General features: G+C 48.3%; 23 protein-coding genes, 1 riboswitch and 1 other annotated feature. Of the genes, 15 read left to right on the top strand and 8 right to left on the bottom strand.

Annotation, left to right across the window (positions count from 1 at the left end):
• The first annotated feature begins 125 nt into the window (after positions 1-125).
• Complete coding sequence (locus tag ABC765_RS08715) at positions 126-1,604, top strand: YfcC family protein (protein WP_347980944.1); 1,479 nt, start codon at positions 126-128, stop codon at positions 1,602-1,604.
• A gap of 30 nt (positions 1,605-1,634) precedes the next feature.
• Positions 1,635-2,978 carry a M20 family metallopeptidase gene (locus ABC765_RS08710; RefSeq protein WP_347980257.1) on the top strand — a complete coding sequence of 448 codons (1,344 nt, stop codon included), beginning with the start codon at positions 1,635-1,637 and terminating at the stop codon, positions 2,976-2,978.
• Between the two features lie 65 nt (positions 2,979-3,043).
• On the opposite strand, the gene ABC765_RS08705 is transcribed toward ABC765_RS08710, so the two are convergent.
• Entirely contained in the window at positions 3,044-3,211 is a 168-nt protein-coding gene (locus ABC765_RS08705) for a hypothetical protein (RefSeq protein WP_006500145.1), read from the bottom strand.
• Positions 3,212-3,227: 16 nt separating this feature from the next.
• A complete protein-coding gene (locus ABC765_RS08700; RefSeq protein WP_347980256.1) occupies positions 3,228-3,716 on the bottom strand; it encodes a VanZ family protein in 489 nt (162 codons plus the stop codon).
• Between the two features lie 171 nt (positions 3,717-3,887).
• Here ABC765_RS08700 and ABC765_RS08695 point away from each other — a divergent pair, with 171 nt between their 5' ends.
• Positions 3,888-5,255 carry an amino acid permease gene (locus ABC765_RS08695; RefSeq protein ID WP_347980255.1) on the top strand — a complete coding sequence of 456 codons (1,368 nt, stop codon included), beginning with the start codon at positions 3,888-3,890 and terminating at the stop codon, positions 5,253-5,255.
• 971 nt (positions 5,256-6,226) lie between these two features.
• Here ABC765_RS08695 and ABC765_RS08690 read toward each other — a convergent pair.
• From ABC765_RS08690 to ABC765_RS08670, 5 genes are all read right to left on the bottom strand, one after another.
• Positions 6,227-6,790 carry a DNA-binding protein gene (locus tag ABC765_RS08690; protein WP_347980254.1) on the bottom strand — a complete coding sequence of 188 codons (564 nt, stop codon included), beginning with the start codon at positions 6,788-6,790 and terminating at the stop codon, positions 6,227-6,229.
• Between the two features lie 2 nt (positions 6,791-6,792).
• Positions 6,793-7,020, bottom strand: coding sequence for a heavy-metal-associated domain-containing protein (locus tag ABC765_RS08685; RefSeq protein WP_347980253.1), 228 nt, complete (start codon positions 7,018-7,020; stop codon positions 6,793-6,795).
• Positions 7,021-7,091: 71 nt separating this feature from the next.
• A complete protein-coding gene (locus tag ABC765_RS08680; protein ID WP_347980252.1) occupies positions 7,092-8,921 on the bottom strand; it encodes a cation-translocating P-type ATPase in 1,830 nt (609 codons plus the stop codon).
• A gap of 209 nt (positions 8,922-9,130) precedes the next feature.
• Entirely contained in the window at positions 9,131-9,583 is a 453-nt protein-coding gene (locus tag ABC765_RS08675; RefSeq protein WP_347953644.1) for a Fur family transcriptional regulator, read from the bottom strand.
• Between the two features lie 153 nt (positions 9,584-9,736).
• Positions 9,737-10,474: a hypothetical protein gene (locus tag ABC765_RS08670; RefSeq protein WP_347980251.1), complete on the bottom strand. Its 738-nt coding sequence runs from the start codon at positions 10,472-10,474 to the stop codon at positions 9,737-9,739.
• Positions 10,475-10,572: 98 nt separating this feature from the next.
• Positions 10,573-10,678, top strand: a riboswitch (SMK box riboswitch).
• Between ABC765_RS08670 and metK the strand changes: the two genes are divergently transcribed.
• Positions 10,676-11,863, top strand: a complete 1,188-nt coding sequence (metK, locus tag ABC765_RS08665) for a methionine adenosyltransferase (protein ID WP_347980250.1) — start codon at positions 10,676-10,678, stop codon at positions 11,861-11,863. (Overlaps the previous riboswitch by 3 nt.)
• 131 nt (positions 11,864-11,994) lie before the next feature.
• On the opposite strand, the gene ABC765_RS08660 is transcribed toward metK, so the two are convergent.
• Positions 11,995-13,020, bottom strand: coding sequence for an FAD:protein FMN transferase (locus tag ABC765_RS08660; protein ID WP_347980249.1), 1,026 nt, complete (start codon positions 13,018-13,020; stop codon positions 11,995-11,997).
• Between the two features lie 282 nt (positions 13,021-13,302).
• Here ABC765_RS08660 and ABC765_RS08655 point away from each other — a divergent pair, with 282 nt between their 5' ends.
• The 11 genes from ABC765_RS08655 to ABC765_RS08605 all read left to right on the top strand — a co-directional run bounded on the left by ABC765_RS08655 (position 13,303) and on the right by ABC765_RS08605 (position 25,640).
• The gene (locus ABC765_RS08655) at positions 13,303-14,217 is read left to right on the top strand and encodes an ROK family protein (RefSeq protein ID WP_347980248.1); all 915 of its coding nucleotides are present in this window, start codon (positions 13,303-13,305) and stop codon (positions 14,215-14,217) included.
• A 55-nt stretch (positions 14,218-14,272) separates the two neighbouring features.
• Positions 14,273-14,486, top strand: a binding site (T-box leader).
• 68 nt (positions 14,487-14,554) lie between these two features.
• Positions 14,555-16,972, top strand: a complete 2,418-nt coding sequence (gene leuS, locus ABC765_RS08650) for a leucine--tRNA ligase (RefSeq protein ID WP_347980247.1) — start codon at positions 14,555-14,557, stop codon at positions 16,970-16,972.
• Positions 16,973-17,047: 75 nt separating this feature from the next.
• Positions 17,048-17,311, top strand: coding sequence for a type II toxin-antitoxin system HicB family antitoxin (locus ABC765_RS08645; RefSeq protein ID WP_347980246.1), 264 nt, complete (start codon positions 17,048-17,050; stop codon positions 17,309-17,311).
• A gap of 396 nt (positions 17,312-17,707) precedes the next feature.
• Positions 17,708-18,367 (top strand): amino acid ABC transporter permease, encoded by a 660-nt coding sequence (locus ABC765_RS08640; protein WP_347980245.1) that lies wholly within the window; start codon positions 17,708-17,710, stop codon positions 18,365-18,367.
• Positions 18,348-19,028 carry an amino acid ABC transporter permease gene (locus tag ABC765_RS08635; protein ID WP_347980244.1) on the top strand — a complete coding sequence of 227 codons (681 nt, stop codon included), beginning with the start codon at positions 18,348-18,350 and terminating at the stop codon, positions 19,026-19,028. The genes ABC765_RS08640 and ABC765_RS08635 overlap by 20 nt, the downstream gene beginning before the upstream one ends.
• 12 nt (positions 19,029-19,040) lie before the next feature.
• Entirely contained in the window at positions 19,041-19,781 is a 741-nt protein-coding gene (locus ABC765_RS08630; RefSeq protein ID WP_347980243.1) for an amino acid ABC transporter ATP-binding protein, read from the top strand.
• 27 nt (positions 19,782-19,808) lie between these two features.
• The gene (locus tag ABC765_RS08625; RefSeq protein WP_347980242.1) at positions 19,809-20,666 is read left to right on the top strand and encodes a transporter substrate-binding domain-containing protein; all 858 of its coding nucleotides are present in this window, start codon (positions 19,809-19,811) and stop codon (positions 20,664-20,666) included.
• A 475-nt stretch (positions 20,667-21,141) separates the two neighbouring features.
• Positions 21,142-22,287, top strand: a complete 1,146-nt coding sequence (locus ABC765_RS08620; RefSeq protein WP_347980241.1) for a PLP-dependent aspartate aminotransferase family protein — start codon at positions 21,142-21,144, stop codon at positions 22,285-22,287.
• 109 nt (positions 22,288-22,396) lie between these two features.
• Positions 22,397-23,542 (top strand): PLP-dependent aspartate aminotransferase family protein, encoded by a 1,146-nt coding sequence (locus ABC765_RS08615; RefSeq protein ID WP_347980240.1) that lies wholly within the window; start codon positions 22,397-22,399, stop codon positions 23,540-23,542.
• 112 nt (positions 23,543-23,654) lie between these two features.
• Positions 23,655-25,295: a polysaccharide biosynthesis protein gene (locus ABC765_RS08610; RefSeq protein ID WP_347980239.1), complete on the top strand. Its 1,641-nt coding sequence runs from the start codon at positions 23,655-23,657 to the stop codon at positions 25,293-25,295.
• A 138-nt stretch (positions 25,296-25,433) separates the two neighbouring features.
• On the top strand, positions 25,434-25,640 hold the full coding sequence (locus ABC765_RS08605) for a hypothetical protein (RefSeq protein WP_347980238.1): 207 nt from the start codon (positions 25,434-25,436) through the stop codon (positions 25,638-25,640).
• The last annotated feature ends 3 nt before the right edge of the window (positions 25,641-25,643 follow it).

Genomic DNA, 25,643 nt, shown 5'->3' with positions numbered 1-25,643 from the left:
CTTTCACGAATTTGATATAATTAATTTGTGCAATCTAACAACTTTGCAATTATTTTGTTGTCTTAACAGCTAAAGGAGGGAACGTTTTGGAAAACGCAAAGCCAACCAAAAAGCACCGTTTTAAGATGCCATCCGCGTTTACGATTTTATTCTTCATTATCGTCGTCTTGGCAGTCTTAACTTGGTTTATTCCAGCCGGTAAGTACGCTACCGATTCAGCCGGCAACATTATTGCTCATACCTACCATACCGTTTCGCCACACCCGCAAGGTATCTGGGATGTCTTCATGGCAATGGTTATTGGGATGATTGGTGACAGCAAGACTGAAGGGGCAATTCAGATCGCGCTGTTCATCCTGGTAATTGGTGGGTTCTTAGGCGTCGTTAACAAAACCGGGGCTTTAAACAATGGGATTTCCGCCGTTGTTCGTCGTTATGAGGGACGCGAACGGACATTGATTCCAATTTTGATGATCCTGTTTGCTCTGGGGGGTACGACCTATGGCATGGGTGAAGAAACGCTGGCCTTTTACCCATTGCTGATTCCAGTCATGATCGGCTGCGGCTTTGACTCAATCGTCGCGGTTGCCGTGGCTTTGGTCGGCACGCAGCTGGGGTGTCTGGCATCAACGGTCAACCCATTTGCCACTGGGGTTGCCTCAGCTACATTGAAGATCTCGCCAGGTGAAGGCTTGATTCCACGGCTGATCCTGCTGGTGATCGTCACGGCGCTTGGCATTTGGTACACGATGCACTATGCCGACCAGGTCAAAAAAGATCCAACCAAGTCATTAGTCTACGCTCAGCGGGCTGAAGACGAAAAACGGTTTGACATTTCTGAAAAGACGCAGGACACACAGCCTTTAACCAAGGTGCAAAAACGCGTGCTGTGGCTGTTTGGGATCACGTTTGTCATTATGATCATGGGGCTGGTGCCATGGACTGATCTGAACAAGCATTGGACGGCCTTTGACACGTTTACCAACTGGCTGCATGGCATTCCGTTCCTGGGCGTTTTGATCGGTAAAGACATTCCAGCCTTGGGGACTTGGTACTTTAACGAAATTACGCTGCTGTTCATCTTTATGTCGGTAGTAATTATGTTTGTCGCTCATATGAAGGAAAGCGAATTTATCGACGCCTTCTTAAAGGGAATGGGCGACCTGCTCAGCGTTGCGATTATCGTGGCCGTTGCTCGTGGGATTCAGGTTATCATGAACAATGGTATGATTACGGCGACCGTTTTGCATTGGGGTGAAGTCGGACTGGGCGGCCTGTCGCGCAGTGCCTTCATCATTTTGACCTACATCTTCTACATTCCAATGTCATTCCTGATTCCATCAACTTCCGGCTTGGCTGCCGCTACGATGGGAATCATGGGACCACTGGGACACTTCTGTCATGTTTCCGGCAGTCTGGTTATCACGGCTTACCAAGCAGCTTCTGGCTGGATCAACCTGATTACGCCAACTTCCGGAATCGTAATGGGGGCATTGGCAATTGCGCACGTCAACATCAGTGTCTGGTGGAAGTGGATGGCCAAGTTCATGGTGATCCTGTTCCTGGTTACCTGTGTCTTCTTGGGCGTTGCCGCGGTACTTTAGCTTTTTTCAATCATATCAGGGGGAATTAATATGGCAGCAGAATTGGTTCAAGAAAATGAGCGTCAACAAGCATTGGCAGCTTTAAAGCGTTTGGTTGCCAAGCCATCGTATAATGAGGCTCCAGCACCAGGCGCGCCGTTTGGACCCAAGATTCGTCAGGCTTTAGATGAGCTGATGCGGATCTGTGATGAGCTGGGATATCAAACCTATGAGGATCCAGATGGCTACTATGGCTATGCTGAAACTGGAACCGGCAGCGAGACGTTTGGCATTATTGGCCATGTTGATACAGTACCAGCTGGCGATTTGAGTACTTGGGAACATGATCCGTATTCTGGCGAGGTCTTTGGCGATGTGGTCTATGGGCGCGGCGTACAAGACGACAAAGGTCCCGTGATTGCGGCTCTGTTCGCGGTTAAGGCGTTGGAGAATCGCGGCTGTCATTTCAATAAAAAGATCCGCTTTATCTTTGGTACCGATGAAGAAACGCTGTGGCGCGGGATTGCCAAGTACAATCAAAAAGAAGCGCCGATTGATCTGGGATTTTCGCCAGACGCTGAATTTCCGGTTACCTATGCTGAAAAAGGGCTGCAGCAGTCATATCTGGTTGGGCCAGGGACCGAGCTGCTGAACGTTGAAACTGGTGGTGCATTCAACGCGGTTCCAGATCGGGCAGAATATGCTGGTCCAAAGCAAGATGAGGTCAAGGCTGCTCTTGAAAAACACGGCTTCAAGTATCATGAGGAAGCCGGCAAGCTGGTCGTAGAAGGCAAGGCGATTCATGCCATGCTGGCTCCCCAAGGCGTCAACGCGGTCTTAAGACTGGCAATTGCTTTGGATGACGTCTTTAAAGGCTTTGGACCACTGGACTTTATCGGTCAGTGCTTTAAAGAGGATGCGACGGGAACCAATCTGCTGGGCGATGTCAAAGACGAGGCATCCGGCCACTTAACGTTTAATATTTCCAGCCTCAAGATCACGCCGACAGAAACGCGGATGCAGATTGATCTGCGGATTCCGGTTACCGTTGATCGTGATGCGCTGCTTGAAAAACTGAGCCAAAACGTAGCCAAATACGATCTGCAATATAAGCATTTTGACTACGTAGCGCCATTGTACGTTCCTAAAGATACCGAATTGGTTAAGACCTTGATGGCAGTCTATCAGGATCAAACCGGTGACGTTGCTTCTCAGCCACAGGTCAGCGGCGGGGCAACCTTTGCGCGGACGATGCATAACTGCGTGGCCTTTGGGGCGATGCTGCCAACCACGCCTGACTTTATGCACCAGGCTAATGAACAATGGCCACTTCAAGACATGTTTAAGGCAATGGACATCTTTGCTGAGGCAGTCAAGCGGTTATGCGTGGACTGATAATTGAATAAAAAAAGAGCAGCTGCGAGAACTCGCGGCTGCTTTTTTTACGGCTTCAAACCGGTTTAGATGTGTTCCTTGATGCCATTGGGGAAGTCTTTATCGATTTCCTTTAAGATTGGCAGCAGGGTGTTGATGTATTCATGATATGCTTCGATTGGCTTGCGATCCTTGCCGTTTGCCTGAAGCAGCGCGATGGCGATATCATGCGCGCGTTGTTCGTTACTGATCATATTATTCACCTCATTACTACAGTTTAACAAATTTTATCGATAGTTGCGCGATCCAATCAGCCAAGGCAGTCGCTTTTAAAAGCACCATGACATAAAACCCAGCTAAAACGCCAGCTGCATTTGTGATGACATCATCAATATCAACGAAGCGTTCAACATGGAAAAACAGATCACATAAAAATTGTGTGCTTTCGATTGAGATTCCCAGCAAGACACCAAATATAAGCACCGACTTGAAATCATGCCGCGCACTCAGCAGATACCAGTAGATGCCAGCCGGAACCGTCATGACGATGTTTAAGAAAAAATCAGGCGACAAGGCTTGAAATGGAATAGCGTTGCAGGGAACACCTAAGACGTGATAAAAAATCTTATGCGGGCCACCCCAATTATACTGGGTTGGCGTAAAGCAGAGATAGGCAATGGCCAAAGTATAGATCAAGGCACTCAGCATCGTAAACCATTGCCAGCCATGAAGCGGTAGATGCAGGGCCCGGTTAAACATAGTGCTCCAGATGATTAATAGTATTATAAATGGAATCCAAGAACGCAAAATTAAAAATCTCCCAAATAACTCTAACGAAAATTTAAAAACGTGGTACAATAAAGATTCTAGGTTTTACCCTCCAGTCTAGCAAAAAATGCTGGGCAGGTTAAGAGAAGGAGGAAATTAAATATGGCGGAAAAGCAACCGGATCAGCAAACGCTGTCGCGGGGCTTAAAGGATCGTCACGTACAGCTGATTGCCCTTGGTGGTGCGATCGGTACGGGGCTGTTCTTGGGTTCCGGGAAATCCATTCACGCTGCTGGTCCTTCCATTCTGCTGGCATATCTGATTACGGGGATCATGTGCTTCTTGTTGATGCGGGCGCTGGGCGAACTCTTGCTGGCTGATCTGCATTACAATTCATTTGTGGATGCGATTCGTGACTACTTAGGCTCACGGGCTGCATTTATCACTGGTTGGACGTACTGGCTCTGCTGGGTCGCAATCGCAATGGCTGAGATTACTGCGATCGGCATGTATGTTCAATTATGGCTGCCGAATTGTCCACAATGGGTACCCGGCTTGATTACGCTGGCGGTGCTCTTATGTGTCAACTTGATTACGGTTGGTGCATTTGGCGAGGTCGAATCTTGGTTTGCACTGATCAAGATTTTTGCGATCCTGCTGCTGATTGCAATCGGGATCGGGATGATGCTGGTGCGCTTCAAGAGTCCCAACGGCATCGTTACCTCACCAAGCAATCTGGTATCACATGGCGGATTTTTCGCAACCGGCCTGGATGGCTTTTTGAAGTCTTTCCAAATGGTCATCTTCTCATTTGCCGGAATTGAAATGGTTGGGATGACGGCGGCCGAAACTGCTAATCCCCGCAAGGTCATTCCCAAGGCCATCAATGACATTCCAGTCCGGATTCTGTTGTTCTACATTGGCGCACTGTTTGTGATCATGAGCATCTATCCATGGAATCGCCTTGATCCAAATTCGAGTCCGTTTGTCATGGTCTTTAAGGATATTGGCATTTCTTCAGCGGCCTCAATCATCAACTTTGTAGTTTTAACCGCGGCTGCTTCATCTTGCAACAGCGCCCTGTACACGACTGGACGCATGTTGGCCGAATTGACCTCAACTTCACGCCGGCCTTCAATTCGCAAGATCAGCCGCATTTCTAAGAATTCGGTTCCAGCTACGGCGATCGTCATCTCAGCTCTTTTGATGGGGATGTCGTCACTGCTGAACTACTTGATTCCTTCCGAAGTCTTTACCCTGGTTTCAAGTGTGGCCACGACCAGCTTCCTGTTTATCTGGGGAACGATTGTGTTGGCTCACCTGCGCTATCGTAAGCTGCATCCGGAAGGCAGTGGCTTTAAGATGCCGGGAACGCCGGTTACTGATTGGATGGTCTTGATTTTCCTGTTTGCCGTGGGCGTGATCTTGTTATTTAGTCCTGACACCAGAATTGCCTTGATTATCGCATTAGTCTGGCTGATATTTATGACGATTCTTTCATTGACTTTCAAACAATATCGATACAACTAAAAATAAACTTCTCGGTGTTCAGTCATCGAGAAGTTTTTTAATGCGTTGATTGTTTTTGATGGTTTTGGAAAGCAGGAACGTTTGGCAGCGATTTTTATGAGAATCTGTTGGCCAGCTTTGTGAAGAAAATCGGGATTTAAGCAGCTGGGGAGCTGAAATTACCTACTTTACGCTGCTTTTTTCTAGAAGTAGGTAACTGCATACTCGCTCAGTTCAACTTTACCTACTATCAGCGTTTTTACTTCGAATAGTAGGTAAATATGCATATTTAAGGGCGGATTGGGCCAGACCGACTTTGTGAATTACCTACTATTGGGGCCTTTTTGTCGAATTGTAGGTAATGTTAGGGATGCCTAACTCAATATACACTGATTTTTACCTACTTATACATTGATTTTCGCGAAAAGTAGGTAATGATGATTTTGTCATATGTTTTATGCAGAGATTTTTGCATAATTGACCTGAATCTAGGCTCGACAGCGAATTTTGCGACAAACAACCAGCGTAATTGGCAAGAAAAAGCGATTTTAATCAGCAGCAATCATCCGACTACACGGTTTTCCTCGCTTGGGACAATTTGGGTAAATAAGATGGTTAAGCCAAGCGAGTTATTGACGATTAACCTATTGATATGCCGACGATCAAGAAATTGTCAAGCCAGCCATTCGTTGCTGCGTTGACGATTAGTTAAAATAATTAAGTTTGATCATGGTTGGCTGGTTTCATCACGACTAGATAAATAAAAATGGGCCCTGGCTGTCTGGTCGGGGTCCATTTTTCGTTTTATAACGGGTCAGGCAAGGTTAATCAAAGCTGTCTGGTGAGCAGGTGCTATAGCAGGGGCAGACAAAATTAACTAAAGCTGCCTGGCGCGGGACGTTTTAATAATATCGAGTCAAAGCTTACCGGTGTGGCGAGCAGTCTGGATTAATGTAGCTGACGGAATTAATGATTATGCTCAGCTGCGGGGCCTAGTCATCGTCTTCGTCATCATCAGTAATCGACAGTCCCTTGGTTGGCTCGTTGCCTAAAAAGCTTTGCGCCAATGCAATCTGTTCTTTGATCCAGCGATACAGTTCTTTCATCAACAGATTTTGTCCTTCATGGGCTTCTTTTTCAGTCAGCTTGATGGCGCGGTCAATAAACAAGAGCTGGGTGTCAAAATCCTTGATCAGATCAAAAAGCTGCTGCTCACCGCTGTCGTATTTGGCAGCGCCGTTTTCTTCAAGCATGCTGTATTCTAACAGCTCACGACTGGTAGTTGGTACCAAATCAGCTTCGGCATACAGGGCACGGTTGATCTGCTCCCAAAATGTCAGTTCTCTTTGAAGCCAGCTTCGGCCATGCTGATTTAAAAACAGTGCACTGGGACCCTTGGCAAATAAAACGGCTTGTTCGATCTTGAGGGCATGCACAGCCAGATTAGCGGTAATATGACCAATCATGGCACCAGCAGTTGGGACGTGGTGCTCATGCTGGCTGCGTTCTTGTTCGTTGGCAAATGCTTGGGCAGAGTTGGTTTTGAGCGAATCCATATTTAGGCCTCCTTAACGATGATTTTCTCGACTTGATAGCCAAGCTGATTGACGATGCTGCCCAGTTTTTCAGGCGCGATCAGCTTTTCGTCGACTTCAGCCTTGACCTTGCCAGCGTTAAACATTACTACGGCATCTTTTACGCCAGGCTGCTGGCTGACGGCTTTTTGAATCTTGCTCATGCAGGATGGACATGACAGATCGTTTAGTTTTAAGATTACTTTTTTCATGATATTCAGCTCCTTTAATAATTGATTAATGACATCATATTTTAGATTCACGCTAAAGTAATTGACGCTGATCAATTATGACGAATTAAACGCATTCCATTTAAAATTACGATCAAAATACTCAACTCGTGGACCAGCATTCCTGATGCCATGTAGATATAACCCGTAAAGAGACCAATAAAAAGCAATAAAACGGTCAGCAGGGCAATCGTGATGTTTTCATACATGTTGCGCATCATTTTTTGGGCGTACTTAACAGCAATTGGCAGCTGGGTTGGGCTGGAATCGACCAGAATAATATCGGCAACTTCAATCGCGGCCTCGGTTCCGCTGCCCATTGCAATTCCTAGATCGGCAATGCTTAGCGCCGGGCTGTCATTGATGCCATCACCGACAAAGGCAGTTTGATGTCCAGCTGCCTGCAATTTTTTGATGAATTCAGCCTTGTCCACGGGTAAAAGATCGCCGACGACCAGGTCAAAATCCAAGCCGGCTACTGTTTTTTCGGCAACGGCTTGATTGTCCCCCGAAAGCAGCACAAGTTGATAATCCTTGAGCTTTCTTAAGTCGCGCAGGGCATCTTTTACGCCGCTCCTCAGCTGATCACTGACTTCTAAGGCCAATCGCAGTTCTTCATTAACGGCCAGCAAGACATGCGAGCTGGTTGCGGATAGTTGTGAGGTGCTGGCAGCAATGCCGGCTTCATTTAGCAGACGCTCATTGCCGACCAGCACCGACTGTCCGTTAACGGTGGCTTTGATGCCGCGTCCATCCACGATCTGACTGTTGCTGATCGGATAGATGGCATCTTTTTGGCCGGATTTTTGATAGTACTCAAGGATGGCCCTAGCTAAAGGGTGATCGGATTCATGCTCGATGCTGGCCAGAATTTTAAGATTTTTGGCTAAAGAGCCATTAATGTTGATGACTTTACCGACGCTGGGCTGTCCCGTCGTTAGCGTACCGGTCTTATCAAAAACCAGCGTATCGATCTTGGTCAGCTGGTCTAATGCGGCACTGCCCTTGGCAATCATGCCCTGCTTGGCCGCGCTGCCGATACCGGCGACGGTTGAGATTGGGACACCGATGACCAAAGCACCAGGACAGCCCAAGACCAGAATCGTGATGGCCAGCCTAAGGTCTTTGGTAATCAGACCAACTGCAGCAGCGATTGCCAAGACTAGAGGCGTGTAGAACTTCGAAAAACGATCGATCAAGCGCTGCGTTTTCGTCTGACTGTCCTGGGCCTCCTCAACCAGTTCGATCAGCTTGCCAAAAGTAGTATCTTCGCCGACTTTTTCTGCTTGCACGGCCAAGGTTCCGCTGGTCAGAATCGTGCCGGCAAAAACGCTGCTGTCGATTGTTTTGCGACTAGGCTTTGATTCACCGGTAATGCTTGCCTGATCAGCATAGCCGCTGCCATCCACGACGCGTCCATCGACTGGAATCTGGGAACCGGTTTTTACCAGCAGATAGTCGCCTTTTTCAATCTCGTCAATATCTACCTCGGTAAACACGCGCTCATGAGGCTGATTGATTTTCAGTGCAGTTTTGGGTGCCAGATCGACCAGTTCTTGAATCGACTTGCGCGTTTTTTTGAGCGTGACGGCTTCCAAAAAATCACCGATTGAAAACAGCCAGACCACGATGCCCGCCTCACTGTATTCGCCAATTGCAATCGCACTGACGACGGCAATTGAAACCAAAAGCTCAATTGAAATGATTTTGAACCGCAGTGCGCCAGCTGCTCTGACTATCAGCGGCAGACCACCGATAACCGCGATTGCAACCATACTTAGGTCGTCCAGCCAGTCAAGACCGCTGAATCGGCCAAGATAAGCGGCAATCAGCAGAATCGTCATTAATACGACGCTGCCTTTTTTATGCTGCGAAAAAAACATAATTTCAGCTCCTCCCTGAATTGTTCGTTTCCTAGCATAAGGTGGCAGCTGAATTTATGAATTGATGCCTGTCAATTTTTAAAAAATAGCCCAAATAAAAATCCCCGGCTCAGCTGACTGAGACGAGGATTGATTTTTTGATAAAGGTCAGGGAAACACGTGCTTTTAAGGACATGATGAATTGCCCATTCTTGTTTGCTCTTTTATGACTATGCGAGGCCCAGCTTTTTTTGACAGTTGGGGCAGATGCCATGAACTTCAATATCGCTTTGGGTTACCATGAAATTGGTCTTTTCGCGGGTAATCTGCTGCAGATCCTTGGTCAGGGCCGCGAAATGATCATCAAAAACGTCTTGGATCAAACCGCAGTTGTCACAGACGACATGGTAGTGGGGATGCCCAAAGTAGTCATAATGGGAGCTGCCATCACCATTTTTCAGTTCAATGACCAGCTGATCTTCAACCAAGAGATTGATGGTGTTGTAGATCGTTGCCATGCTGATGTTGTCGGCTTCTTGTTTTAAATCGGCGTAGATCATCTCAACGCTGGGGTGCGTGTGGTGACTGATCAGATAGCGCAGAATCAGTTTACGCTGCGGGGTGAGCCGGACATGTTTTTCACGCAGATGCTGCAGTGCGTGTTCATATTCTGAATTGGCCATTGCAACGATCATCCTCCTTTCACAGACAAGTGATTAGACAAGTCATTATTATAGCATTGTCAAGACCGATAATGCATCAGGAAATAAAATGTTTCTTTTTAGATAATAATAATTCTAATTTAGGGAAAAGAAAAGCATTCTGCCTGGTAAAATTTAAACCCAGAAAGTCAGAATCGTTGTCAGCAACTGTAACAGAGTATAAAAAATTTGATTATGCGGGTTTGCGATCAAGCGCTGCAACAGCCACCAGCCTAAGATCACCAGTGCGATGGCTAACAGCAGCGTTACCTTGATTGGCCGCGTCAGCATCGTTAAAATCAAGATCACGCCAAGACCGCCCTCAATCATTGGAAAACGCGGGTCATCAGATAAAAAAAGCGGGGCGTAGTAAAAACAGTAGATCATCAATAATGGGATCAGTTTGAGCAGATAGCTCCACGATAAAAACTTAACCGAGATGAAGGTGAATGCTACTGGAATGCTGAGGGTCATTAAAAGGCCGAAAACCAGCAGCCCAACTGGATTTTGAAATTCGTGCAGATAAAGCTCAAAAATCAGCAGATAGCAGGGCGGCAGCAAAAGCAGAATAAACAAAAAGACGTTGCCATGCAAAAAGCCGCTGATGGCAAATAAAAAGCTGATCAGCAGCGGAATAATCGAAGTCAGCGAGCCGCCTTGCTGGTCAAAAATAATGGTGGCGGCCAGGGCAATGCAGATCTGATAGGCAAACAGACTGTACAGATCGTGAGAAAAGACGGTGGTTTTGATCTGGATGGCATAGGCAAAGGGCACGTAAGACCAGCAGCACATCATTAAAAAAGCATTGGGCAGCAGACTGCGCCAGTCGATATCTTGGATTTGCAGCTTAAAATGCGATAACAGGTTTTGCAAAAAAATTCCTCCTGAGCGGTCAAAAATTAAGTTTTCCTTATTGTAACAAATTCCATCATAAAAAATTGCTTATTATCACGAGAATATGTTAGGATGGTGAACGTTATAAAGCAAATTCCCGATAGGATTCACAGATTGTGAAGATGCCTTGTAACCGCAATAACCGAACTTTTTAGTTTAGAAAATGGGGGAATTAACAAAATGACTGAACGACACTTATTTACATCCGAATCGGTTTCAGAAGGACATCCTGACAAGATTGCCGACCAGATCAGTGACGCAATTTTGGATGCCATGCTGGAACAAGACCCAGATGCCCGGGTAGCGGTTGAAACCTCGGTCACGACCGGCCTGGTACTGGTATTTGGCGAGGTCTCGACTAAGGCTTACGTCAACATCCAGCAGATCGTTCGCGATACGATTCGTGAAATTGGCTACACGGATGGTCAATATGGCTTTGATGCCGACAACTGTGCGGTAATTACAGCGATTGACGAACAGTCGCCAGACATCGCGCAAGGGGTTGACGACTCGCTGGAAACGCGGGGCGGCAACGTTGATCCATTAGACAAGATTGGTGCCGGCGACCAAGGGCTGATGTTTGGCTATGCTACTGATGAAACGCCAGAATACATGCCGCTGACGCTGATGCTTAGTCACAAGCTGATGCAAAAGATCGCCAAGCTGCGCAAGGATGGTACGATTCCATATCTGCGCCCTGATGCCAAGGCCGAAGTAACGGTCGAATACGATGAAAATGATAAGCCATTGCGTGTCGATACGGTTGTTTTGAGTACGCAGCATGACCCAGAGATTGCTTTGGATCAGATTCGTCACGACGTTATTGAACAAGTTATCAAAGCCGTGATTCCAGCCGAACTGTTGGATGACGATACCAAATACTTTATCAATCCAACCGGCCGTTTTGTTATTGGTGGTCCACAAGGCGATGCCGGTTTAACGGGTCGCAAGATCATCGTGGACACTTATGGCGGGGCTGCTCACCATGGCGGGGGCGCCTTCTCTGGCAAGGATGCGACGAAGGTTGACCGTTCTGCCAGCTATGCAGCCCGCTATATTGCCAAGAACCTGGTAGCGGCTGGCTATGCCAAGCGCCTGGAGATTCAGGTTGCCTATGCAATTGGGGTGGCCCAGCCAGTCTCAATCTCAATCAATACGTTTGGGACGGGGACGCGTTCGGAAGCTGAACTGATTGCAGCGGTACGCAAGACGTTTGATCTGCGGCCGGCCGGAATCATTAAGATGCTTGACTTGAAGCGCCCAATCTACAAAAAGACGGCTGCTTATGGTCACTTTGGCCGGACTGATATCGATCTGCCGTGGGAACACCTGGACAAGGTTGACGAATTGAAAGCCATTTTAGGATAAAAGACAAAAGGAAAGCCAAGTGCCCAGATGCGGCAGCTTGGCTTTTTTGCTGGCGGCCGGCGTTTTGACTCATGATCAGCAAAGCTTAGTCAAACAAGCCAGCTAATACCAGAGCGCAAAGCTGGTCAGAATCAGTCGTTGACAAACTGAACGTCGTAGCTATGGTCGATAATTCGAACCTGATCTGGCTTGAGACCGACAACTTGAACATGGCGTGCCTGATCGACAAAAACGGCCCCCATGACGTCAGGATGATCATTGATCCAGTTTGGCAGCGGCTGACCGGCAAAGAAAAGGCGGCCGGTTTCGATCTCGCCGGTAATCGATTGACCAGAAAAGACGGTCACGCCGGCCAGTGCAGTTTTTCTAGGGTGACCAGTGGCCGGATCGATGATGTGGTGGTAGTCTTGCCCATTTTCTTCGAGATGACGTTCGTAGATTCCACTGGTAACGGCTGAACATTCCGGCAGAGCAGCTACTAAAATCGATTGACCACGCTTGGCACTAGGATCCTGAACGCCGATTCGCCATAAGCCGTCCTGGTGCTTGGGCGCTGTGCCGTGCATCAGAATGTTGCCGCCCAGATCGATGATGCCGGCGCGAATATCACGCGAGCGCCATAAGTCACGAATGCGATCGGCAATATAACCTTTGGCAATGGCGCCCAGATCAATCTCCATCCCCGGCTTTTTCAAAAAAATGGTCATGTCGCGGTCGTTTAGCTCAACGTCATGTGGATCGATCAGTTTAAGGCGTTCTTGAATTTCCGCCTCGCTTGGTACATGAGCATCGTCAAAGCCAATGTGCCACAGTTTTACCAAAGGACCGATCAAGGCATCAAAACCATTGTCTTCCAGGCTGATGGCAATGGCTTTTTTGGCAAGATGGTAACTGGCATGAGAAACCTGTACGGGATGCTGGCCGGCTGCCTGATTAACGGCCATCAGCTCTGAATGATCGCGATTGACGGTCAGGATGTCTTCATAGCGGGCAATCAATGCATAGGCATCGTCCAAATCGCGCTGCTCGGCACTGCCAAACGCCGTTAAAACGATGTTGGTGCCAAGACCATAATAGCTTTTAGAGATGGTATGCTGGGCCAGATTGCTGATGATTTGGGGATGATCGTTTGACCAAAGAGGGGTTTTGTTTTCCATTGGAGTCGTCCTTTCTACGCTTGCAGTTTATTAATGTCATTATAACCTTGAGGGGCTTTTAGAAACGAGCAAAATTAAGTTAATTATCAAACAAACGTGTCTAAAAGTCAGGTGGAAATTTAAAATCTATTGTTTAAAAAATAATTGATGAAACAACGATGAATCCGTTTGCACGGCATTTGTCAAATAATTGCTAAAATATTCACAATATCTCTAGTAAAAATCATTTAAAACGAGTAAGATGGACCCGTAAAGGTTAAATCAAGGAAGGGGTCTAGAGTCATGCATTCATTCTTAAGTATCGATGTCGGTGGGACAGCGATTAAGTATGCCCTGCTGAACAACGCCGGTCAGATTACCAAAAAAGACAAGGTGCCGACGCCTACCAGCAGCCTGAGTGAATTTATGAAGTCGCTTTATGCAATTATTGATCAGTACCAAGCTCAGATCAGCGGATTGGCGGTCTGCGTTCCCGGCAAGGTTGATCCGCAAAAGCAGGTGGTCGTATTTAGCGATACGCTGCCGTTTTTGAAGAACTGGGATCTGCCAAAACTGTTTAAGGAACATTACCGTAAGATTCTGCCGATTGCCGTTGAAAACGAAGGACGCGCGGCAGCTTTGGCGGAATCATGGCTGGGCAATCTGCATGGTGAAACCGATGCGGCAGCCATTTTGCTGGGAACCGACATCAGCTCCGGCATCATCACCAATGGCAAACTGAACTATGGCGCGCATGCCGGTGCCGGAATGCTGAATTTTGTGCCAACCAACTTTAAGGCGGAAGGCACGGATCGCTTGGCAGGCTTTAACGGTTCTTCTGTCAAAATGATTCAGGACGTAATTGAGGCATCCGGTCTGCCGGAAGGTGCGGATGGCTTAGCGGCCTTTCGGATGATTGAAGCTGGCAATCCGGATGCCGCCAAGGTCTTTAACGAATATTGCTATCAGATTGCCTGCTTGATCTTGAGCATGCAGGCGATTGTTGATTTAAACAAGGTCGTTATCGGTGGTGGGATCTCCGCGCAGCCGATATTGATTAAGACGATCAATAATCAATATGACCAGCTGGTAGATTCAATGCCGATCGTGAAAAAAGAAATGGTCAAGCCAAAGATCGAACCGGCTAAATTCAAAAACGACGCCAACCTGTATGGGGCTTTAGATGCTTTGCTGCTGAAACTCGATGAACAAAATTAGAAATATATTAGAAAAGAGACTTGCACTTAGCGGCGGTCCTTGCTAGAATAGTTTGTAATCTTTGATCGTAGAGGAGTTAGTAGCCAACTCAGCTGTTTACAGAGACCAGGCGGCGGTGCAAGCCTGGAGCAGACGTTGGTGAACTGGCCTCAAAAAATTGCCGCTGAACCAATAGTAGGCGGCAACGTGAAATTCGCGTTAAGAATCTCAAGGGCCATGCATAAAGCGTGGAATTCAGGTGGTACCGCGGATTTTGATTCGTCCTGCATTTAGTTGCAGGGCGTTTTTTTATACGATCAACTTACTGACAATCAGAATTTTAAAAGGAGCAGGGCTAATGGCTTACGATCACAAAACGATTGAAAAGAAATGGCAGCGCTATTGGAAGAAAAACAAGACCTTTAAGGCGGAAATCAACAAGGACCAAAAGAAGTACTATGCTTTAGACATGTTTCCATACCCATCTGGACAAGGTCTGCACGTTGGTCACCCAGAAGGCTACACGGCAACGGATGTGGTTTCGCGGATGAAGCGGATGCAGGGCTACAACGTGCTGCATCCAATGGGTTGGGATGCGTTTGGTCTGCCGGCTGAACAGTACGCTTTAAAGACGGGCCACAATCCAAAGGGCTTCACCAACCAAAACATCGATCACTTTAGAGACCAGATTCAATCGCTGGGCTTTTCTTATGACTGGGATCGCGAAGTCAACACGACTGATCCAAACTACTACAAGTGGACGCAGTGGATCTTTGAACAGCTGTACAAGAAGGGGCTGGCCTATGAAGATGAGATCATGGTCAACTGGGCTCCTGACTTCATGGGCGGTACGGTTGTCTCCAATGAAGAAGTCGTTGACGGCAAGACGGAGCGGGGCGGCTACCCAGTCTACCGCAAGCCAATGAAGCAATGGGTTTTGAAGATTACGGCCTACGCCGATCGTCTGATTGATGATCTGGACTTGGTTGACTGGCCAGAAAGCGTTAAGGAAATGCAGCGCAACTGGATTGGTCGTTCAGAAGGTGCTTCCGTCTTCTTTGACATTGCTGATCATGATGGCAGAATCGAAGTCTTTACGACGCGTCCTGACACGCTGTTTGGGGCTTCCTACGTTGTTTTGGCCCCTGAACTGGATCTGGTTGACGAACTGACGACGCCTGAACACAAGGCCGAAGTTGAAGCCTACAAGGAAACGACATCTCGCCGCTCTGATCTGGAACGGACCGATCTGAACAAAGACAAGACGGGTGTATTTACGGGGGCTTACGCTATCAACCCAGTCAATGGCGAAAAACTGCCAATCTGGATCTCGGATTACGTACTGGCTTCGTATGGTACTGGTGCAGTGATGGCCGTGCCAGCTGGTGACCAGCGTGACTGGGACTTTGCCAAGAAGTTTGACCTGCCAATCAAGCCAATCATCAAGGATGCCGATATCTCAGAAGCAGCCTATGCTGGCGATGGCGAGCACATCAATTCTGGTTTTGTTGACGGCATGAAGATCAAGGAAGCCAAAAAGGCCATGATCGACTGGCTGGAAGAACACGATGCCGGCCACAAGAAGGTCAACTACCGGCTGCGCGACTGGATCTTCTCACGTCAGCGCTACTGGGGTGAACCAATTCCGGTTATTCACTGGGACGATGGTACGACCTCATTGGTGCCGGAAGACGAACTGCCTTTGAAGCTGCCTGACATGAAGAACATTGAGCCATCTGGTACTGGTGAGAGTCCACTGGCCAACGCTACTGACTGGATCAACGTTTATGACGAAAATGGCCGACATGGGCTGCGGGAAACCAACACGATGCCGCAATGGGCTGGTTCTTCTTGGTACTGGCTGCGCTACACGGATCCGCACAACGAAAAGGAATTTGCCTCTAAAGAAGCGCTGGACTACTGGTCACCAGTCGATCTGTACGTCGGCGGGGCTGAACATGCCGTCCTGCACCTGCTGTACGCCCGTTTCTGGCACAAGGTCCTGTACGATCTGGGCTACGTACCAACGCCGGAACCATTCATGAAGCTGGTTAACCAAGGGATGATTCTGGGTTCCAACCACGAAAAGATGTCCAAGTCCAAGGGCAATGTCGTTAACCCAGATGACATCGTTGAGCAATATGGTGCCGACACGCTGCGGCTCTACGAAATGTTCATGGGTCCACTGACTGAATCCGTGCCTTGGGACACCAAGGGGCTGCACGGTGCCTACAAGTGGATCAACCGGGTATGGCGCCTGATGATGGATGACAACAACCATCTGCGTGATCGCGTTTCAAACTTCAATGATGGCAAGCTGACGCGCATCTACAACCAAACCGTCAAGAAGGTTACGGAAGACTTTGAGCGGATGCACTTCAACACGGCTATTTCGCAACTGATGGTCTTTGTCAATGAAGCCTACAAGGTTGACGATCTGCCGGTTGAGTACATGGAAGGCCTGATTAAGATGATCTCGCCGGTAATTCCACACGTTGCCGAAGAGCTTTGGAGCCAATTCCACGTTTCCGACACGATTGCCTACCAGCCATGGCCAACCTACGATCCAGAAGCCTTGGAAGAATCAACGGTTGAAATGATCATACAGGTTAACGGCAAAGTGCGGGCCCGAATTGAGATGCCAAAGGATGCCGATCAAGAAACGGCTCAAGCTAAGGCCCTTGCCAACGAACACGTCCAAAAGTTCACGGATGGCAAGGAAATCAAGAAGGTCATCGTTGTACCAAACCACATTGTCAACATTGTCGTTAAATAGTCTAACGTAATTTAAAGGTCAGCATTCGATAGCGTCGAGGCTGGCCTTTTTGGATTTTAAAGAAAGGAAACAGCAATGGAACTGGTTAGCTATGGAGCAGTCTTTACCCCAACCGAAAAAGAGATTCAGGTTGATTTTCCGGATGTCCCCGAGGCATTTACGCAGGGGCAGACCATGGATGAGGCGATCGAAAATGCCAAGCTGGGGCTGGCGATCGTGATCAATGACAAGCTGGGCCATTTTGAGCCGGCACCAGCAGCAACGCCTATCGACCAGCTGAAAACGGCTTTTTCGGATCGTGAAGTGCGGCTGATTGAAGTCGATCTGGAAAAATATTAAATGCGTTGATCCTTGTTGGGATAGGCTTTTGAAGCACTCAAGGCAATTAGGTAAAACAGCTTACTATAAATAAGACGTTGACAATTGAAAACTTGATCGCTATAATAAAGCCATTAAATTTTTAAGAGATTTTTAATTATTGAATTTCATTGCGAAAGGAGGAATTTCTATGTTGAAGCATCAATTTAAAGCATTGGAAATTTCTGCCTTTTCGTCAATGATGGCCTGTTGTTAATCTATTCCTCAATCGATTTTTCGATCTGAGGCCTTTTTGGGTTACTGTTTTTGCGGTCCCAAAAGGCTGATTAAAGGAATGGAAAGACAATGGGCCTTTTTTCATGCAATTTTTTGATTAGACATTATTTAAATATTTGTCTAAAAGGGGAGTGAGAAGTTTTGAGTTGGACGATCATTCAGCAGAGCCTGCCTGAATTTGCCAAGGGCTTTCGATTGACGCTGTGGCTGTCGCTGGTGGGAATTCTAGGCGCTATGGTCGTGGGCATCATCGTTAGTCTGGTGCGGTATTTCAAGGTCCCGTATCTGGCTGGCATCCTGGCTGCTTACGTTGAGCTGGCCCGCAATACGCCGCTTTTGATTCAGCTGTTCTTTTTGTACTATGCATTTCCGGTAATTGGCTGGAAAATGAGCGCGGCGGCCTGTGGGATCGTTGGTTTGATCTTTTTAGGGGGCGCCTACATGGCAGAAGGATTCAGCGGCGGCTTTAACGGCGTGGCCAAGACGCAGCTGGAATCCGGCAAGGCCCTGGGAATGAGCAGCTGGCAGCTGGCCCGTTACGTAGTCTTTCCACAGGGATTTGCACTGTCGGTACCTGCCCTGGCTGCCAACGTGATCTTTTTGATTAAGGAAACCTCGATTTTTTCGGTGATTGCCATTCCGGAACTAACGAATACGGCGCTGGATCTGATCGGTCTTTACTACCGTTCCAACGAATATCTTTTCGTTTTGGTGATCGCCTACGCAATTATCTTGATTCCCCTGTCCTTGATTTTGACTTGGCTGGAAAGGAAGGTTCGCTATGGCACATTCGGGAATTAACGTTTTGTTGGAAGGACATAACTTTGCGCGACTGCTGGGCGGGCTGTGGACGACGGTTTGGATCGCGGCGCTGTCCTTGCTGATTGGGCTGGCGTTAGGCGCGGTGCTGGGAATCTTGCGGACGTTTAAGAATCGGCTGCTGCGCTTGATTCTGCGGCTTTATCTCGAGTTTTTCCGGATCGTGCCCACGGTTGTGCTATTGTTTTTGGCCTACTATATCCTGCCAAGAATGATGCATGCAGCCAATCTGCCCGGCTCGTTGATGGCTGTCGTCGCGTTTGCCTTATGGGTGGCCGCGGAATTCAGCGATATCGTCCGGGGAGCTTTGATCTCGGTTCCAAAGCATCAGCGGGAATCAGGCTTGGCATTGGGTTTGAATCGGCAGCAGCTGTTTTACTACGTCTTATTGCCCCAAGCGTTTCGACTGGAGCTGCCGGCAACGATCAATCTGGCAACGCGGGTGATTAAAACGACCTCGCTTTTGATGATGATCAGCGTGATGGACGTCATCAACATTGGACAGCAGATTATCGAGGCCAACAATCATCTTTATCGAACAGGGGTCTTTTGGGTTTATGGCCTGATTTTCGTATTTTACTTTTTGGTAGATTATCCATTGTCGCGCTGGGCAAAAAAGATGGATGCCAAGCAAGCAGATTAAGGGGGATGTCTTTTGACTGAAGAAATTTTAAAAGTAGCGCATTTAAACAAGTTTTACGGTGAGCGCCAAGTCTTGTTCGATATCAACTTTGAGCTCAAAAAAGGCGAGGTGCTGGCACTGCTGGGACCTTCCGGATCGGGCAAGAGTACGACGATTCGCACGCTGAACGGCTTAGAGGACTTTCAAAGCGGTCAGATCACTTTTGAAGGCCAGAACGTGATTCCCGATGAAAAGCATTGGCAAAAGCTGCGACAAAAGATCGGCATGGTTTTTCAAAGCTATGATCTGTTTCCGAATATGACGGTTTTGGAAAACATCATTCTGGCACCGACCAAAGTTCAGCAGCGCGAACAAAAAGAAGCAACGGCAGAAGCCAAAAAACTGCTGGCCATGGTTGGCTTGAGCGATTATGAGCAGGCCTACCCGCGCCAGCTGTCGGGTGGGCAAAAGCAGCGGATCGCCATTGTCAGAGCACTGGCCATGCATCCGGATCTGATGCTGTTTGATGAGGTCACGGCCTCATTGGACCCTGAGATGGTCAGAGGGGTCTTGGAGATCATCAAGAGGCTGAGTGACGAAGAAGACATGACGATGCTGATCGTAACTCACGAGATGAACTTTGCGGCCCAGATTGCCGATCGGGTATTGTTCTTAGAGGATGGTCATATTTTAGAGGATACGCCGGGTCAGCAGTTCTTTAAGCAGCCGCAGACTGAGCGGGCCCAGCAGTTTTTGGAGAGTATGGATTTTTAGTGTTTTTTGAGAAAAGGGGAACTGATTATGAAAAAGCAGAGTTTTAAAAAATTGATTCAGACGCTGGTATTGGCCCTGGGCGCTTTGCTACTGGCATTTGCACCACTGGCAGGCACTGTGACGGCCCATGCCGCTGATAATCAGAGTTCGGTTTCAGCAATCAAGAAGCGCGGCTACATTAAGATTGCCGTGTTTGGCGACCTGCCGCCATATGGCTGGGTCAACAAGGATGGCAAGCGCGTGGGGTATGATCTGTACCTGGCACGGCGGATTGCCAAGGATTTAGGCGTCAAGGCCAAGTTCGTGCAGGTCAACGCCAACAACCGGGTCGACACGCTGAACTCCAACAAGGCGGATCTGGTTTTGGCCAACTTTACTGTGACGCCGGAACGCAAGCAGACGGTTGATTTTGCCAAGCCATACATGAAGGTTTCCGTTGGGGTCGTTTCTAAAAAGAGCGATCCAGTTACCAAGGTCAGTCAGCTGAAAGGGCAAAAACTGATCGTCAACAAGGGGACAACGGCTGAACAATACTTTACTCAACACCAGACCGGCGCCAGCCTTTTGAAGTTCGACTCCAAGACGCAGCAGTTCAACGCGCTTAAAAACGGTCGCGCCAAAGCATTGGCTGATGACAACTCCTACCTGTACGCCTGGGTTAAGAACAATCCTAAGTACACGGTTGGCATCAAGCAGCTGGGTAAGAGCTCATACATTGCCCCAGCCGTCAAAAAGGGAAACAAATCGCTTTTGAACTGGACCAACAAGGAAATTACCAAGCTTAACGATGAAAACTTCTTTGAAAAGGACTACAACCAGGAACTGAAGCCTTACTTTGGCTCGGAAGTCAAGGCCAGCGACATCATCTTGACTAATCAAAAATAGTCGGGGACGGCTGCGCTAAAATATGAATCAACCAAACGTCGTCGGCTGATTGCCGCGGCGTTTTTAGGTTGCTGGTGAAAATGATTTACTAAATTTTCAATGCTGACTGAAAAAATTTAGTTGACATGAGAAAATCGCGTGACTATAATGAGTGAAAATTAAGAAATTCATTAAATAATAATTATAAAAGCGTTGATGAGAAGAGTAGGCCGCTTTATTAGTGTTTCAGCGACTGCCGTCAGTGAAAGGGCAGCACGAACCAGCGGCTGAAGATGAGCTCAGAGCAAGGTATTTGGTCAGTTTGGCTGAATTCCCGGCAGGATCCGTTACCATCCCAGACATCAATTGGTGTTGTTGAGGCCGCTGTGGGCAATCCAGCGGTAAAATCGGGTGGTACCACGTCGGATCAGCTGCGTCGTCCTGAATCTATCAATAGGTTCAGGGCTTTTTTATTGCCTTGAGAAAGGGGAAAGACATGACAGAATTTAATACCAGACTGGTGCACGGGCCAGCCCAAAATGACAATCAGACGGGAGCCGTCAACGTTCCAATCTATACTTCAACGACCTATCGCTATCCTAAAATCGGCGCGGCAGTCCAGTATGACTACGGCCGCTCGGGAAATCCAACACGGCAGTATCTTGAGGATCAGTTGGCTGCTTTAGAGCATGGTACGCGGGGATTGGCGCTTTCTTCCGGGATGGCGGCGATTCATACGGCGCTGGCAATTTTTAAAGCCGGCGATCATATCATCGTTGGCGATCAGATCTATGGCGGCACGTTTCGGCTGCTCAATCAGTTCTTTGAACGCTGGGGGCTGAGCGCGACACCGGTTGACACCAGAGATTCGGCGGCCATTGAACGCGCGATCCAGCCTAATACCAAGGCAGTCTATTTTGAGCCAGTTACCAATCCGCTGCTGCAGGTGACGTCAATTGCGGCTGTGGCCAAGGTTGCTAAAAAACATGACTTGCTGACGATCGTCGATAACACTTTCTTAAGTCCCTATCTTTGTCAGCCATTGACTTTAGGTGCTGATATCGTGATTCACAGTGCAACTAAATATTTGGCTGGGCATTCCGACGTCAGTGCGGGCGCGGTGATTACCAATGATGAAAAATTAGGCGACCGACTCTACTTTGTGCAAAACGCGCTTGGGGCCGTGCTTTCGCCAGAAGACAGCAATCTGGTTCGGCGCGGGCTGCAGACTTTAAGCGTCAGAATGGATCGCCAGCAGGCCAACGTCAAGGCAATCATTGCTCATCTGCAGCCGCTGCCAGCCGTCAAAAAAATCTATTATCCCGGTCTGCCCGGCCAGCCAGGCTATGAAACGCTAAGCAGCCAGGCCAAGGGTGCGGGCGGCGTGCTTTCAATCGAGCTGGCTGACAATGTGGATGCAGTTAAGTTCGTTGATTCGCTGCAGCTGTTTCAATTGGCAGTCAGCCTGGGCTCAGTGGAAAGTCTGGTTGAGCTGCCAAGCAAGATGAGCCACGCGGAGCTTTCACCGGCTGAGCAGCTTAAAGCCGGAATTACGCCGGGGCTGATCAGATTGGCGGTTGGCATCGAGGACCAGCGCGACTTGATCGCGGACCTTGATCAGGCATTAGCCAAGGCAATTTGATCATCAGCAGGTTTTTATAGCACTGGCATGCAGCATTAGAACGCATGGATCAAAACAGTCTCATCACCAGTTGAATGAATCAGAAAATAGCAGAAAGAGGGAATTATTTATGTGTGAATGTCAAAAGAATGAAGCCGAACCGTCATTGGCAACTATCGCAGCGCAGGCCGGCAATCATGAAGATGAGCGTGGCGCGGTGGCCCTGCCGATCTATCTGTCGTCTAATTATCGTCACCCAACCTTAAAAGAGGCCATCAATTTTGACGCGACCAAAGACTATACCTACTCGCGCCTTTCAACGCCCAATCGCCGCGCCGTTGAAAAGACGCTGGCCAAATTGGAGGGCGGGACGGCAGCTTTTGCACTCAGCTCCGGGATGGCGGCCGTTCAGCTTTCGTTAAGCATTTTAAAAACCGGCGATCGCTTGATTTCACTGGATGATCTGTATGGCGGCGACTTTCGCTACTTTGATTATCTGAATCGGCATGCCGGTATTGAGTTTGATCAATGGGATGGCGGTTCGCTTGCTGATCTGACTGCCAAGCTGACGCCTAAAACCAGAATCGTCTGGCTGGAGACGCCTTCTAATCCAACCATGAAAGAAATTGACATTCAAGCAGTTGCAGCAGCCGTTCATGAATATGATCCGCAAATCAAGGTGATCGTTGACAATACCTTTTACACGCCAATCTATCAGCGGCCATTGCTAAAAGGAGCTGACGTAGTTATTCACAGCGCGACCAAGTATCTGTCCGGGCATAATGATTTGCTCGGCGGGGCAGTGATCGTTAAGGATGAAAAACTGGCTCAGGCATACTACGACTACTACATTACGACTGGCGATACGCTGGATTCGTTTGATTCCTGGCTGCTTTTGCGAAGTCTTAAGACGCTTAAGGTGCGTATGGCTCAGCACACTAAAAATGCCCAGGCCATCGTTGAGTATCTTAAGCAGGCACCGGAAGTGGAAAAAGTTCTTTATCCGGGCAAAGGCGGCATGATCAGCTTTTATCTAAAAGAGGCTGATCAGGTTGAAAGACTGCTTGATCACGTTAAGGTAATCACGTTTGCTGAGAGTCTGGGCGGGATCGAAAGTCTGATTACGATTCCCTACTATCAGACGCACGCGGACGTTTCAGTCGAGCAGCGGCAGCGGTTGGGGATTACGCCTAAGCTGCTGCGGCTGTCGGTTGGTCTTGAAGACGCGGCTGATCTGATTGCCGATATCAAACAGGCTTTAGCAGCGACCCGTTAAGGTTTTCTTAACAAATTGTTAATTGATTTGCGCTGACTGCCAATTCAAGCTAGAATAGTTAGGATTATTTTTTGAAATTTTAACAATTAAAAAGGTAGGAAAGCAGCAAATTATGGATGCACAACAAAAAACGGCCCCGAGCAAGCAGGCTGCAGCCAAGGCAAAAATGCTCAGTGGGTCGGCCTGGATGACGGCAGGGAGTGTATTGTCGCGAGTTCTGGGTGCACTTTATATCATTCCTTGGGTAACTTGGATGGGGGCCTACAGTGATCAGGCCAACGCGCTTTACGCCAAGGGATACAACATCTACAACCTGTTTTTGGTGATCGCAACGGCGGGGATCCCATCCGCGATGTCGAAGCTGGTTGCCCATTATAATGGGATCAATCAAACCAACATCAGCAAAAAGCTATATCATACCGGGATGTACGTTTCGATGGCAACCGGGGTGATTGCGGCCTTGATCATGATGTTTGGCGCTTCACTGCTGGATGGCGGGGACCCTAATGAGATTCCGGTCATCCGTTCTTTGGCCTGGGCCGTACTCTTGATTCCCAGCATCAGCATCTCGCGGGGGTATCTGCAGGGGTACAGCTGGATGGCGCCATCTGCCATCTCGCAGCTGATCGAACAGCTCTTAAGAATCATCTATATGCTGGGAGCCACCTATCTGGTCATGAAGATCCAAAAAGGGAGTTGGGTCTTGGCGGTTACCCAGTCAACGTTTGCTGCCTTTATCGGGGCCTTGGGAGCAGCCGCGGTCTTGATTATGGCGCGGATTCACTACCGGCGGCCAATGGAGGAGATGTTGGAAAACAGTCTGGCAACACCAGAAATCTCGACGGTACAGCTGATTGTCAAGATCGTTTATCAAGCCATCCCGTTTATTGTGATTGAATCAGGGATTACGATCTTCCAACTGATTGATCAATATACCTTCTTTAAGATGATGCCGTTGGTTGGCCACTTTACCTACTATCAAATGAATACGGTCTATGCCATGTTCAGCTTTAATGCCAACAAGCTCTACATGATCATCATTGCGGTGGCTACGGCCATGGCAACGACGGTGATTCCGCTGCTGGCCAACGCGCGCGCCAAAAGCGATCAGGAAGGCATGCGCACGCAGATTGAAAACGCGCTGGAGCTGTTCTACTTTATCATGGTGCCGGCCTCCTTGGGACTGGTTGCCGTAGCACCGCAAGTCTACACGGTCTTTTATCGTTATAATCAGGCCGGGATCGTAATTTTAGAATTTGCCGCGTTTGCCTCGATCGCCATGGGACTTTACAGCGTGGCGGCCGCGATGATGCAGGGGATTTCAGAAAACCGCAAGATGATGAAGATTCTAGGAATTGGCATGATCATCAAGCTGATTTTGCAGTTCCCATGCATCTGGCTTTTAAAAGGCATGGGCCCGCTATTGGCAACGGCCCTGGCCATGGTGGTGATGAACTACCTGATTTTGCATTCGTTTAATATGGAATTTGGCCTGCACTTTGAAGAAATGGCCAAGCCGACCAATCAGATTCTGGCCTTTTCTCTGGTCATGTTTGTGGTTACCAAGCTGGTGATGTTCGGCCTGGGCTATCTGGTTAATCCGCACGGCCGCTATGCTGCGTTCTTCCTTTTGATCGTTGGCGTGGCCATTGGTGGCGGCATCTATGGCTACTTGGCATTGAAATCGCGCCTGGCTGATCATCTGCTGGGCGCGCGGGCTGAGCTTTTGCGCGAACGGCTGCATATGAATTAAATCAATCTGCTCGTCTCAGTTTTGGGGCGGGCTTTTTTACTGTCTAAAGTTTTGGTCAGAAAAGGTCAAATTATTTAACAAACTGGCCGCGTCGTGCTAAAACATAGTTGCAAACAAGAAAGGAAGGCTGATTTAATTATGGAAATCAAGGAAACTACGATTAACCAGATGAAGAAGTCTCATTTCGACGTTACGGATACCAACAACCAAGCAGTCGATCTAACCAAACTGGCTGAACAGCCGCAAGACGCCAAGCTGGAGCTGCGCGCGTCTGGGCAGATCGTTCAGGATAATCTGACGCCCAAGCAGATTGTTGTAGCGGTCAATGACTTATTTGCCGCTTAATCA

The organism is Limosilactobacillus sp. WILCCON 0051, from assembly GCF_039955095.1.
Classification (GTDB): domain Bacteria; phylum Bacillota; class Bacilli; order Lactobacillales; family Lactobacillaceae; genus Limosilactobacillus; species Limosilactobacillus allomucosae.
This window is presented reverse-complemented; position numbering and strand designations above follow the sequence as displayed.